The sequence below is a fragment of the Kitasatospora sp. NPDC088783 genome (genome assembly GCF_044750705.1).
GTDB classification, from domain to species: Bacteria; Actinomycetota; Actinomycetes; order Streptomycetales; family Streptomycetaceae; genus Kitasatospora; species Kitasatospora fiedleri.
This window is the reverse complement of the sequence record NZ_JBIVKJ010000003.1, coordinates 270,171-282,463: the sequence shown is the minus strand read 5'-3', so window position 1 is coordinate 282,463 and position 12,293 is coordinate 270,171. Positions and strand designations below refer to the sequence as shown.

At 75.2% G+C, this 12,293-nt stretch carries 13 protein-coding genes; 9 read left to right on the top strand and 4 right to left on the bottom strand.

Translation table 11 applies throughout. The features are described 5' to 3' along the window. Positions 1-117: 117 nt before the first annotated feature. The 4 genes from ACIP60_RS09795 (at position 118) to ACIP60_RS09780 (ending at position 2,780) form a co-directional block, all read left to right on the top strand. On the top strand, positions 118-534 hold the full coding sequence (locus ACIP60_RS09795; RefSeq protein WP_400681980.1) for a hypothetical protein: 417 nt from the start codon (positions 118-120) through the stop codon (positions 532-534). A gap of 170 nt (positions 535-704) precedes the next feature. Next, positions 705-1,073 (top strand): WhiB family transcriptional regulator, encoded by a 369-nt coding sequence (locus ACIP60_RS09790; protein WP_100836442.1) that lies wholly within the window; start codon positions 705-707, stop codon positions 1,071-1,073. Between the two features lie 164 nt (positions 1,074-1,237). Then, positions 1,238-1,483, top strand: coding sequence for a hypothetical protein (locus ACIP60_RS09785; protein WP_030459980.1), 246 nt, complete (start codon positions 1,238-1,240; stop codon positions 1,481-1,483). A 226-nt stretch (positions 1,484-1,709) separates the two neighbouring features. Then, positions 1,710-2,780 (top strand): aminoglycoside phosphotransferase family protein, encoded by a 1,071-nt coding sequence (locus ACIP60_RS09780; protein WP_400681979.1) that lies wholly within the window; start codon positions 1,710-1,712, stop codon positions 2,778-2,780. Between the two features lie 91 nt (positions 2,781-2,871). On the opposite strand, the gene ACIP60_RS09775 is transcribed toward ACIP60_RS09780, so the two are convergent. Both ACIP60_RS09775 and ACIP60_RS09770 read right to left on the bottom strand, forming a co-directional pair. Then, positions 2,872-4,236 (bottom strand): ABC1 kinase family protein, encoded by a 1,365-nt coding sequence (locus tag ACIP60_RS09775; protein WP_400681976.1) that lies wholly within the window; start codon positions 4,234-4,236, stop codon positions 2,872-2,874. Between the two features lie 295 nt (positions 4,237-4,531). Then, complete coding sequence (locus ACIP60_RS09770) at positions 4,532-5,641, bottom strand: ThiF family adenylyltransferase (RefSeq protein WP_400681974.1); 1,110 nt, start codon at positions 5,639-5,641, stop codon at positions 4,532-4,534. A 218-nt stretch (positions 5,642-5,859) separates the two neighbouring features. Between ACIP60_RS09770 and ACIP60_RS09765 the strand changes: the two genes are divergently transcribed. Continuing rightward, positions 5,860-6,603 carry a M48 family metallopeptidase gene (locus tag ACIP60_RS09765; RefSeq protein ID WP_400681972.1) on the top strand — a complete coding sequence of 248 codons (744 nt, stop codon included), beginning with the start codon at positions 5,860-5,862 and terminating at the stop codon, positions 6,601-6,603. 129 nt (positions 6,604-6,732) lie between these two features. On the opposite strand, the gene ACIP60_RS09760 is transcribed toward ACIP60_RS09765, so the two are convergent. Beyond that, positions 6,733-7,296, bottom strand: coding sequence for an NUDIX hydrolase (locus ACIP60_RS09760; protein WP_400681970.1), 564 nt, complete (start codon positions 7,294-7,296; stop codon positions 6,733-6,735). Then, positions 7,293-8,933: a zinc-dependent metalloprotease gene (locus ACIP60_RS09755; RefSeq protein WP_400682658.1), complete on the bottom strand. Its 1,641-nt coding sequence runs from the start codon at positions 8,931-8,933 to the stop codon at positions 7,293-7,295. Before ACIP60_RS09755 ends, ACIP60_RS09760 begins: the two co-directional genes overlap by 4 nt. Positions 8,934-9,123: 190 nt before the next feature. Here ACIP60_RS09755 and ACIP60_RS09750 point away from each other — a divergent pair, with 190 nt between their 5' ends. The 4 genes from ACIP60_RS09750 (at position 9,124) to ACIP60_RS09735 (ending at position 12,291) form a co-directional block, all read left to right on the top strand. After that, positions 9,124-10,272, top strand: a complete 1,149-nt coding sequence (locus tag ACIP60_RS09750) for an NAD-dependent epimerase/dehydratase family protein (RefSeq protein WP_400681969.1) — start codon at positions 9,124-9,126, stop codon at positions 10,270-10,272. Between the two features lie 88 nt (positions 10,273-10,360). Further along, entirely contained in the window at positions 10,361-10,801 is a 441-nt protein-coding gene (locus ACIP60_RS09745) for a molybdenum cofactor biosynthesis protein MoaE (RefSeq protein ID WP_233533604.1), read from the top strand. A gap of 162 nt (positions 10,802-10,963) precedes the next feature. Further along, positions 10,964-11,131, top strand: a complete 168-nt coding sequence (locus ACIP60_RS09740; protein WP_199528107.1) for a hypothetical protein — start codon at positions 10,964-10,966, stop codon at positions 11,129-11,131. Between the two features lie 77 nt (positions 11,132-11,208). Beyond that, positions 11,209-12,291, top strand: a complete 1,083-nt coding sequence (locus tag ACIP60_RS09735) for a PDZ domain-containing protein (RefSeq protein WP_400681966.1) — start codon at positions 11,209-11,211, stop codon at positions 12,289-12,291. Positions 12,292-12,293: the final 2 nt, after the last annotated feature.

The window sequence follows — 12,293 nt, the reverse complement described above, 5'->3', positions numbered from 1 at the left end:
CAAGGGGACGAGGCCGCGAAGCTCGCAGAGGGCTTGTTTCTGCGTGCACTGACCATCAACCAGATATCGGAGCCCGGGCGACCGGGTGCCGCGAGACGCCGAGAGGAGGCGAGTTCAGTGGAGACCAAGATGATCACCAAAGTGACCGACCTGATGACCACCCTCGCCATGCCCTCGCGCGTCAGCGCTTCGGGTCTGGGTCTCGGCACGGCCGGCGGCGACGCCGGAGTCCTGCTGTCCGAGCACTGCCTTGTCAGTGATCTCGGCAATGCTGTGGCCACCCGTGTCGAGGCAGGTCTCTCCCGTGACTGGGCGACGTTCGGCGGCGGCATTTCGCTGTCCGACGAGCGACCGACCAAGGCACCGAAGGCAGTAGTGGCAGAGGCCCTGCATGGGCGCTATGCCGCGGTCATCGGTGCCGGAAGCAACAAGCAGGACCAGCAGATCTCCCTGGCCGAAGCCGCCGTCCACGGCGCCGAGGCCGGCCGGAAGCAGGCTTTTCGCGGGCCTGGACCCTGGAGCGAACGACCCTGACTGAACCAGTCACGGGCGGTGCCTCCAGGGCCGCGGAAACCCAGCAACCGGGTTCCGCGGCCCTTCTGTTTTGTCCGGTACGCAAGACCACCCAGGCCCCCCGGGGCCTCCGGACCGCTCCGCACCACGGAACGGCCGGATCCACATCGAAGACGAGGAAGACGCCCACAGTGTCCACGGTCATCACACCGCCGCCCCTCCCGTCCGTACCGACCGACAAGACCGTCAAGGCCGACCAGGCCCACCCCCCGGAGGTAACACTCATGCAGCTCACCGCCATCGACGAGGCTGACTCGCTCGGGCTCCCCATCCCGTGCCGGGCCTTCGACCCGGAGGTCTTCTTCGCGGAGACCCCCGCGGACGTCGAGTACGCCAAGTCGCTGTGTGGCACCTGCCCCGTCAAGGCCGCCTGTCTCACCGGTGCCCTGGAGCGCCGCGAGCCCTGGGGCGTCTGGGGCGGCGAGCTCTTCGTGCAGGGCGTCGTCGTCGCCCGGAAGCGCCCGCGTGGCCGTCCGCGCAAGACCGAGGTCATGGCGTGAACCCCGCAGCCAGGGCCGACCGCAGCGGCACCGGAGCCGTCCGCAGGGGAGAGCAGCCCCCGCTGGACACCGCTCTGCGCCACTCGGTACGCATCGCGGCCGCCAAGGCCGACGCAGAACTGACCCGTCCCTTCCCGACCACGCACCACGAGCAGGACCACCACATGAACCCCGCCGGCATCGATCCGACCGTCCGCTCCGAGCAGACCACCGAACTTCAGATCCAGAACAGGACCCTCGAGATGAATCTCCTCCAAGAATCCCTGGCGCGCGCGCATATGCAGCAACGCCTCCACGAGGCCGAGGAGCAACGCCTCGGCCTGCGGGTGCTGCGCGCGGCGCGGTTGCGCCGCCGGGCCGAACGTGCCTCGCTGCGCGCCCGCAAGGCCCTCGCCGTCGCCCTGATGTGACGGACGCTCCACCCCGCCGGCCGGCCGCGAGGCCCCGCCGGTGACCCACCCCTGAACGCCGACGGCCGACTCCCCGCCCCCGGGGAGCCGGCCGTCGGCGCGTTCCCGCCGCCTCCGGGGCTTCTGCGGCTCCCGGGGCCCCCGCCGGGCCCGGGTGTCGGGCGTCCAACTCCAGGGTTCCGTACTGCTGTTCGCCACTCGAACGGGTCGTGCAAGGATGGCCCCCATGTGGTCCTCCCTCCCGCTCGGCGAGCGGCTGCGCGCCGAACTCGGCCCGCCGCGCAAGGTCCGCCGCCTGGTCAGCAGCCCGCGCTCCCGGGTCTGGCGGGCCGAGCTCTCCGGCCGCCCCGTGGTGGTCAAGCAGTTGGTCGACTCGCCCGGGGCCGACGGCCGTTACGCCCGCGAGGCGGCCGGGCTCTCCCTCGCCGCCCGGCCCGGCCGGCCCGGCCGCCCGGTGGCGCCCGCCCTGCTCGGCGCCGACCCGGCCGCCCGCCTGCTGGTGCTGGAACGCCTGGAGGACCGCACCCCGGGCCCCGACTGGCAGCGCGAGTACGCCACCGCGCTGGCCGGGCTGCACGCCAGCGCCCCCGCCGACCTCCAGGACCTCGCCGGGACGGCCCCCGCCACCGACCTGCCCGCCTGGACCGGCCCGACCGGGCGCGACCTCGGCTGCTTCATCGCCCTGGCCCGGATCCTCGACGTCCCGGCCCCGCCCGGCGCCCGCGCCGAGGCCGAGGCACTGCTCGACCGGCTCTGCGCCACCCCCGTCCGGCACGCGCTGCTGCACGGCGACCCCTGCCCCGGCAACGACCTGCACACCGCCGACGGCGTCCGGTTCGTCGACTTCGAGCAGTCCGCGCTCGGCCCGGGCGCCGTCGAGTTCGCCTACCTGCGGATCGGCTTCCCCACCTGCTGGTGCTCCACCGCCCCGCCCGCCGCCGTGCTGGCCGAGGCCGAGGCCGCCTACCGCACCGCCTGGCGCGCGGCCACCGGCACCGAGGCCGCCACCCCCGCCGAACTCGCCGACGCCTGCGCCGGCTGGCTGCTGCGCGGCGACGCCCTCGTCCCCAAGGCCGAACGCGGCACCGCCGACCACCTGTCCCGCCTCCACCACGGCGACTGGACCTGGGGCAACGCCACCGCCCGCCGCCGCCTCCTGCACCGCCTGCGGGTGGTCGCCGAACTCGCCGATGCCGACACCGCCCTCCCGGTCTTCGGCCGCTTCTGCGCCACCCTGGCCGCCCGCGCCCGCACCGCCTGGCCCGCCGCCACCCCGCTCCCCGCCGAACGGGCCTGACCGCCCGCGAACCCGCCGCCCGCGAGCGTCGGCCGGGGCCCGGGCACCCGCGCCTCCGGGCGTCCGGAGGCGCGGGTGCCCGGGCCCCGGCTCAGTCGGCTTCCGGCCCCGTCTCCGGCTCGTTCCCCGGTCCGGCGAAGCCGGGCAGCCAGCGGAGCAGCTCCTCGTGCAGGCGGACGGTGGCGCCGAGCTGGCACAGGACGCCGATGGTGGAGAGGGTGACGCGGTGGATCAGCAGGTAGGAGGGCGGGAGGTTGAGCTGCTTGCCGAGGTTGTAGGCGGGGGAGCGCGGGTCGGCGATCCGGGCGGCCTGGGTGCGCATCCACGGGCGGCTGAAGGTGAACTGCTCGGCGCGGGTGGGCTCGATGATCGGGAGCAGGTAGTCGAGCACCGCGTCCGGGTCGAGCGAGATGCCGGGACGGACGAAGTTCTCCTGCCTGAGCAGGTCGTACACCGCCCCGGCGTCCCCGGCCAGGGCCAGCCGCAGTGAGGTGCCGATCGTGCGGGGCAGACCGCCGGGGAGGCGGTCGACGGTGCCGAAGTCGAGCACGCCCAGCTTCCAACTCGCGGCGGTGCGGCCGGTCTTGACCAGCCGGAAGTTGCCGGGGTGCGGGTCGGCGTGCAGCAGGCCGGTGCGGCTCGGACCGGCGAACAGGAAGCGGGCGAGCAGCTGCCCGGCCCGGTCTCGCTCGGCCCGGGTGCCGTCCGAGACGACCTGGGAGAGCGGCTTGCCCTCCAGCCACTCGGTGACCAGCACCCGCCCGGACTGGGCCACCACCCGGGGCACCACGATGTCGGCGTCCCCGGCGAACTCCTGGGCGTGCAGCTGCTGGGACTCCGCCTCCAGCCCGTAGTCCAGCTCCTCGGTGACCCGCTCGCGCAGCTCGGCGATCAGCGGCTTGATGTCCACGCCCGGGATCAGCGGGCCCAGCATCCGGGCCACCCGGGAGAGCTGGCTCAGGTCGCTGAGCAGGGCGTCGCCCGCGCCCGGGTACTGGATCTTGACCGCGACGTCCCGCCCGTCCTTCCAGACGGCGCGGTGCACCTGGCCGATCGAGGCGGCGGCGGACGGCTGGTCGGAGAAGGAGCGGAAGCCGTCGGCCCAGTCCTCCCCGAGGTCGGCGGCCAGCACCGCGTGCACGGTGCGGGTCGGCATCGCCGGGGCGGACTCCTGGAGCTTGGTGAGCGCGGCCCGGTAGGGGCCCGCGACGTCCTCCGGGAGGGCGGACTCGAAGACCGACATGGCCTGCCCGAACTTCATCGCACCGCCCTTCAACTTGCCGAGGGTGGCGAAGAGCTGCTCCGCGGTCTGGGCCTGGAGCTCGGCCGCCACCTCCTCCGCGGGCCGCCCGCCCAGGCGCTTGCCCAGGCCGAGGGTGGCCCGCCCGGCGAAGCTCAGCGGCAGGGCCGCCAGCCGGGCCGTCCGGGAGACCGCCTTGCGCGGCATGTCAGACATCCGCCGCCTCCGTCCGGACGGTGCGGCCGGCGGTGGCCGGAGCCGCCCCGGCGCACGGGTGGGCGACCGGCCGGGCCGGGCCGGTCCTTGCCTTGCGCGGTAGATCGCTCACCGGACCTCCTGATCCTCCGGACCGACCGGCGCCCCGCCGGCGGTCGGTACAGCGGCGCTCCCGGACCCGTCCGGCGGCTCCGGCCCCGACGGCCGCCGCCCGCCCGGCCTCCGGAAGCGGTGCACCGGGACGGGTGGCGACGGATCGGGCTCGCGGGCTGCCGGACGGGCCCCAGGGCTCGTCCTAGGCCATTGTGCCCGTTCGCCCCGGTGTGGCGGACTGCCAGAGGCAACCGCAGTCCGGGTGGCTGCGCAGCCGCAGCCGCCGGACCATGCCGTCGGCGGCGGACAGCTCGCACCAGCCGTCCACGCTCGGCGGCAGCACTCCGTCCAGGTACAGCTGGGCGTGCAGCGCGGCGAGCCCCGCGACCGAGGCCGCGACCGCGCCGTCGCAGGCCGGGACGCGGGCCCGGCCGGGGCCCTCGTCGATCAGCTGGGCCAGCAGCCGGGGCCACGCCTCGTCCTCGTCGCGCCGGGCCAGGGTCGCGCAGCTGCCGCAGGCGGAGGCGCCGGGGACGACCAGCGGGCCGACCACGCCGAGGTGTTCGAGCACCCCGGTGTACAGGTGCGGGACGCCGGCCCGCATCAGCTCCTGGGCGTCCACCGCGGCCCCGGTGTACGCGGCGGAGCCGTCCCTCGGGGCGAGCACCACCAGGGTGGGCGGCGGGGGAGCGGCGGGCGGGCGCCGGTAGCGCTCGCCCACCGGGGCGCCGGTGACGCGGTGCACCAGCTCGCGGGCGGCGGTGGAGCGCAGCCGCCCGATGTCGCCCGGGGGCAGGCCGCCGGGCAGGCAGTCCCGGGCGGCGACCCGGCCGCGGTCCAGCACCGCGACCTCGCCGATCCCGCCGGCCGCCAGCGCGGCCCCGACGGCGGCCCCGACCCGCCCGGCGCCGCGCACCTCGACCCGGGCCCGGACCCGGCCGTGCAGCACGGCGGCGGCCTCGCCCGGCGCGGGGTGCACCAGGGAGAGCGAGGCCAGGTCGGGGCCGAGCAGGTCGCGCCGGGCGGGTGGGTACAGCTCCAGCACGTCCCGCAGGGCCTGGGCGTCGTCCAGCAGCTCGCTGCGGCCGAGCGAGTCGAGCACCGCCCGGCAGTACTCGGCGCCCAGCCCGAGCCGCTGCCCGGCGGCGATCAGCGCGGGGCCGTCCCGGCTGCCGTCGATCAGTTCCAGGAAGCCGGCCAGCTTGCGGTCGACACCCTCGATCAGCCGGGCGTGCCGCCGTACGGTGCCGAACTGCAGGGTCTGCTTCTCCCGCCAGAGCCGGGACAGGGCGGGCTTGATCACGGGGCGCATGCGGGTACCTCCCACGGTCGGGACCCCGGCGTCGGGATCGCCGGTGACCGCAGCTTGCCCGCCCGTCCGGACCGGCGGAAATCCGTTGTCCACAGCCCCGGTGTGACGATCGGTTCATCGCCGCGCACCACCTGTGGACAACGCACCCGGGTGGACCCGTGGGCCGCGCCGTCCCGCTGCCGGACTTCTGTCACGGGGACGGGGTAACGTCCTGTGCCATGGCAGCCGAACGGGACTCCCATCGGTCGGCGTCGCATCGGCGTGCCCGGGCAGCCTCCGGTCCGACGGTCGCGGCGCCCGGTGCGCATGCCAGCACCGGGGCCGATCGTGAGTGCACATCCGACCGCGAGCACACCCCCGATCCGACCTGCGCGGCCGACCGCGGCGGCCTCGACCACGGCGGCCTCGACCGCACCGGCCCGGAGCGCGGCGGCGTCGACCGCGGCAAGGTCGAGGTCCGCCGCAGCGCCCGCCGCAGCCGCACCGTCTCCGCCTACCGCGAGGGCGACCGCACCGTGGTGCTGATCCCGGCCCGGATGTCGCACGCCGAGGAGCAGCGCTGGGTGGCCCAGATGCTCGACAAGCTGGCCGCGCAGGAGAGCCGCCGGATGCTCGGCGACGAGGCGCTGCAGTCCCGCGCCCGCGAGCTCTCGCGGCTCTACCTGGGCGGTCGCGCCGTCCCCGAGCAGGTCCGCTGGGTCACCAACCAGAACTCCCGCTGGGGCTCCTGCACCCCCAGCGAGCGCACCATCCGGCTCTCCCACCGCCTCCAGGGCATGCCCGAGTACGTGGTCGACTACGTCCTGCTGCACGAGCTCGCGCACCTGCTGGTCCCCGACCACGGCCCCCGGTTCTGGGCCCTGCTGGACGCCTACCCCCGCACCGAGCGCGCCCGCGGCTACCTGGAGGGCGTCGCCTCCGCCGCCCGGCTGCCGCACGTCCCGCCCGCCCACCTCACCTGACGTCCCGCTCCCCGGCCGCCGCACCACCGGCCCGGCCCGGGAGCGGCACGGAGGCCCCCGACCGGCCCCGCCGGGGCGATCGAGGGCCTACGGGACGGCGGAGGACGCCGGGCCGGTGCGGGGAGGGCGTCAGACCAGCGCGCGGGCCCGCGCGACCAGGTCGCGCACCGAGCGGTCGGTGTCGGCGGGCAGCTCGTCCCAGCCGAACCAGCGCAGGTCCAGTGACTCCTCGCTGATCAGCTCGCGCGCCCCGGCCGGGGCCAGCGCCACGTACTGCACGTCGAGGTGGGTGTTCTCCGGCCGGTCCTTCCCGGTGCAGCGCACCCGGTGCCGGTCCAGCTTCACGGGCGCGGGGCGGCCGTCGACGGCGAGCAGCGCCAGGCCGGCGATGCCGGACTCCTCGACCGCCTCGCGCAGCGCCGCCGCGGCCAGCGTGCCGTCGCCGGGCTCGCAGTGGCCGCCCATCTGCAGCCACAGCCCGACCTTCGGGTGCAGGGTGAGCAGCACCCGCCCGCCGTCCGGGTCGACCACCAGCGCGCTGGCGGTGAGGTGCCCGGGCAGGCAGGCCCGCCACATGCCGTCGGGGCGGTCGGCCAGGTGGGCCAGGTAGTCGCGGCGCAGTTCGTCCTGCCCGGCGCCGTCGGGCACCCAGTCGGTGAGGACGCGGACGGCGTCGGCGTGCAGCGCGGTCACTTGGCGGTGCCCTCCGGACCCTGCTCGCCGCCGTCCTCGCCCTTACCGTCCTCGCCCGGGGCATCACCCGGGGCGTCGTCCGGGGCAGCCTTCGGGGCGTCCTCCGCGGGCTGCTCCGCGGACTCCTCCGCCGCCCCGTCCGCCCCGCCGTCCTTGCCCTTGCGCAGGTCCGCCTTCCCGGCACCGGAGCCGGCACCGGAGCCGGAACCGGCCCCGCCGCCCGCCGCCTCGCCGAGCAGCTTGTCCAGCGCGTCGAAGTCGAAGCCGCCCTCGGCCACCGCCGCGGTGTCCCGGTGCACGAAGCCGTCCGGGTCGTCCAGGTCGGCGGCGGTGGGCAGCATGTCGGGGTGGCTCCACAGCGCGTCGCGGCCCTCGACGCCGCGGGCGTCGGCGAGCGAGGCCCAGAGGCGGGAGGCGTCGCGCAGGCGGCGCGGGCGCAGTTCGAGGCCGACCAGGGTGGCGAAGGTCTGCTCGGCGGGGCCGCCGGAGGCGCGGCGGCGGCGGAGCGTCTCGCGCAGCGCGGCGGCGTGCGGCAGGTGCGGGGCGGCGGCGGTGTGCACCACGGCGTCGACCCAGCCCTCGACCAGGGCGAGGGCGGTCTCCAGCCGGGCCAGCGCGGCCTTCTGCGCGGGGGTGTCCTCGGGCTGGAGCAGGCCGCCGGCCAGCGCCTCCTGGAGGGCCTCGGGGTTGGACGGGTCGAGCTGGCCGACCAGCTCCTCCATCCGCGAGGTGTCGACCTTGATGCCGCGCGCGTACGCCTCGACGGCGCCGAACAGGTGCGCCCGCAGCCACGGCACGTGCGCGAACAGGCGCTGGTGGGCGGCCTCGCGCAGGGCCAGGTAGAGCCGGACCTCCTCGGCCGGCACGTTCAGCCCCTCGCCGAACTCGGCGATGTTCTGCGGCAGCAGCGCGGCCTTCCCGGCGGGGGCCAGCGGCAGGCCGACGTCGGTGGAGCCGAGCACCTCGGCGGCCAGCGCACCGAGCGCCTGCCCGATCTGGGTGCCGAACATGGCGCCGCCCATCGAGCGCATCATGCCCATCAGCGGCCCAGCCACGGCCTGCATCTCCTCGGGCAGCACGCCGCCCATGGCGTTGCCGACCCGCTCGGCGACCGGGTCGACCAGGTCCTTCCAGACCGGCAGGGTGGCCTCGATCCACTCGGCGCGGCTCCAGGCCACCGCCGCGGAGGAGGTGGACGGGAACTCGGTCGCGGAGTCCAGCCACAGGTCGGCCAGCCGGACGGCCTCGGTGACGGCGGTGCGCTCGGCCGCGCCGACCGAGCGGTCCTTGGTCTTCCCCTCGGGCTGCTCGGCGACCACGGTCTGCCGGGCGATGTTCTTGGCCAGGTCCCAGTTCACCGGGCCGCCCTCGAACGAGAGCATCTGCCCGAGTTGCTGGAACGCCGCGCCGAGGTCGTTGGGGTTGAAGCCGCCCATCATCGCGGCGAACGGGTTGTCCCCGCCCTGGCCGCCGCCGGGGCCGCCCATGCCGAACAGCGCCCCGAAGGGGTTTCCGCTGCCGAAGCCGAACGGCTGCTGCGGGGTCGAGTCGCCCGGCTCGCCGTCCTTCTTGCCCTTGTTCTCGCCGTCCTCGGGCTCCTCGGGGGGAACGCCGAATCCGAAGGGGAGGTCGCTCACGGGGTCCTCGATCTGATCGGCCGTCACGCGGGTGGTGTGGCGGGAAAGTCTGCCGCCCGGGGGCTCCGAGCGGTTTCAATGGTCTCGCGGCGACCGCGCCGGGTGCACCGCCGGGGCCGAGCCTCGGGCAGGATGGTCGAGTGCGTGACACTCGTACGTCCGCACTTAAGCTAACCGTGGAGGATGGCCGGTGAGTTCCCCGCCTTCGGACGTTCGCTCTGGGCTGACCGAGGGCGAGGGCGTGCCGGCCGACGCCGGTTCGCCGATTCCAGCCTACGGCGGCAAGCCGCTGACCGTGGCGGTCACCGGCGCGGCGGGCGTGCTCGGCGAGCGCGTCGCGCAGCGGCTGGTCGACTCCCCGCACGTGCGCCGGGTGCTGGCGGTGGACGACCGGCGCGGCGAGGTGCCCGGCGTGCAGTGGCGGGTGCTGGACGTGCGCGACCCGGCGGTGGCCGAGCGGCTGTCCGGCGTCGACGTGGTGGTCCACCTGGCGATGGACCTCGGCATGGAGTCCGACCCGCGGGCCCGCAGCGCCTACAACGTGCGCGGCGCGCAGACCGTGGTGACCGCCGCCGCGGCGGCCGGGGTGCACCGGGTGGTGCTGTGCACCTCCGCGATGGTCTACGGCGCGCTGCCCGACAACGAGGTCCCGCTGGCCGAGGACTCCGAGCTGCGGGCCACCGAGGAGGCCTCGCTGGTCGGCGACCTGCTGGAGATCGAGCGCCTGGCCCGCCGCGCGCCGCGCGCCCACCCGGGCCTGCAGATCACCGTGCTGCGCCCGGCCGTGGTGGTCGGCCCCGGCATCGACACCGTGCTGACCCGGCACTTCGAGGCGCCGCGGCTGCTGGTGGTGGCGGGCTCCCGCCCGTGCTGGCAGTTCTGCCACCTGGACGACCTGGCCTCGGCGCTGGAGTACGCGGCGCTCGGCCTGGTGGAGGGCGAGGTGACGGTCGGCTGCGACGGCTGGCTGGAGCAGGAGGACGTGGAGGAGCTGTCCGGGATCCGCCGGATGGAGCTGCCCGCCTCGCTGGCCCTGGGCACCGCGGCCCGGCTGCACCGGCTCGGCCTGACCCCGGCCCCGGCCGGGGACCTCGCGTACACCATGTACCCGTGGGTGGTGTCCGGCAGCCGGCTGCACGAGGCGGGCTGGCGGCCGCGGCACAGCAACGAGGAGGTGCTGGCCGAGCTGCTCGCCCAGGTGTCGGGCAAGCACGCGGTGGCCGGGCGCCGGCTCGGCGGCAAGGAGGCCGCCACCAGCCTGGGCGCGGCCGGGGCCACGGTGGCGCTGATCGGCACCGCTGCGCTGGTCCGGCGGGCCCGCAGGCAGCGCCGGATCTGAACCGACATCTTTCCGCATCATGGAATTACCGCATCGTGATACGAAAATCCTTGCGGCCGCTGGCCGGGGATGCGGAATGATGGTGGGCATGTCCGAGAACCACGACCCGATCCGCCTGCTCGCCGTCCGCGACACCCCGCTCTCGCTGGACGAGGTGCACGCCGCGGTCGGCGACGACGCGGCCGGCGGCACCACCCTGTTCGTCGGCACGGTGCGCGACCACGACGGCGGCAAGCCGGTCGCCGCGCTGGAGTACAGCGCCCACCCGACCGCCGCGCGCGAGCTGCGCCGGATCGCCGAGAAGGTCTGCGCGGACTTCCCGGTCCGGGCGCTGGCGGCGGTGCACCGCACCGGCCGGCTGGGGATCGGCGACGTCGCGGTGATCGTCGCGGTGTCCTGCCCGCACCGCGGCGAGGCGTTCGCGGCGGCCCGGCGGCTGATCGACGACCTCAAGCACGAGGTGCCGATCTGGAAGCACCAGGTCTTCGCCGACGGCGAGGAGGAGTGGGTCGGCGCCGGCTCCTGCTGACGCCCCCGTGTCCGGCCCCGGGCGGCGCTCGTTCCCCGTTCGGCGGTACCGCCGTGCGGTGGAGAACGGGCCCCGTCCCGTAACCCGGATGCCGCTCGCGCCGTTCCCCCAGCAGGCGGCTAATCTGCTGATACGCATGACGAGCCTGTGGGGAGTTCGAAAATGGCTGTGCTCGCCTGGTTGAGCATTCCTGTGGTGGCCGGGGTGCTGGCCGCGGTCTGGGCCACCTGGGCGGCCCGGCCGCCCCGCGCGATGACCGATCCGACCTCGCTCGCCGAGCACGAGCGGTTCCGCGCCGCGATGGAGCGCAGCACCGGCGCCCGGGACTGACCGGCCCGTCCCCGATCGGCGGTGCCGGGCGCGGACCGCCGGTGCACCCCGAACCGCACTTCCCGTACTGTCGTGCCATGCCACGCCGATCGTCGACGATGCTCGCCGCCACCCTGCTGCTGATAGGCCTGCTCTGTGCCTCGGTGCTGTTCAAGGTGCCGTTCACCGAGATGAGCCCGGGGCCGACGTACAACACCCTCGGCACGCAGGACAAGACCGGCACCCCGGTGATCACCATCACCGGCCACGAGACCTACCCGACCAGCGGCCACCTCAACATGACCACGGTCCAGGTCACCGGGGCGAAGTACCAGCCCAGCCTGGTCTCGGCGATCGTCGGCTGGGTGCGGGACGACGTGCTGGTCGTCCCGCACGACAACGTCTACCCGAAGGGCCAGACCGACCAGGAGGCCCAGCAGGAGAACGCCGAGCAGTTCGCCTCCTCCGAGGACAGCGCCAAGACCGCGGCCCTCAAGCAGCTGGACATCCCGGTCGGCACCGAGATCATCGTCTCCTCGGTGGCCGCGGGCGGGCCCGCCGAGGGCAAGCTGCACGCCGGCGACCAGATCGTCGCGGTGGACGGCACGGCCATCTCCAGCCAGGCCCAGGTCGCCGCGCAGGTGACCAGGCACAAGCCCGGCGAGACCACCGTCTTCACCGTGGTGCCGCACGCCAAGGCCGGCGCGACGCCGGACCCGGCGGACCGGGTCGAGGTGCCGATCGTCACCGGCAAGTCCGCGGACGACGGCCCGGAGCGGGCGGTCGTCGGGATCACGCCCGGCGTCGACCACGTCTACCCGTTCAAGATCGACATCGGCCTGCAGGACGTCGGCGGCCCCAGCGCCGGCCTGATGTTCGCCCTCGGCATCGTCGACAAGCTCACCCCCACCGACCTCACCGGCGGCACGTTCGTGGCGGGCACCGGCACCATCGACGACGACGGCGCGGTCGGCCCGATCGGCGGCATCCAGATGAAGCTGATCGCCGCCCGCGACAAGGGCGCCGAGTACTTCTTCACCCCCGCGGACAACTGCGCCGAGGCGACCAAGGGCACCCCGTCCGGCCTCACCCTGGTCAAGGTCGAGAACCTGGACGGCGCGGTGAAGGCCCTGGACGGCATCCGGGCCGGCGACAGGGCCGCGCTGCCGAAATGCGGTTAGTC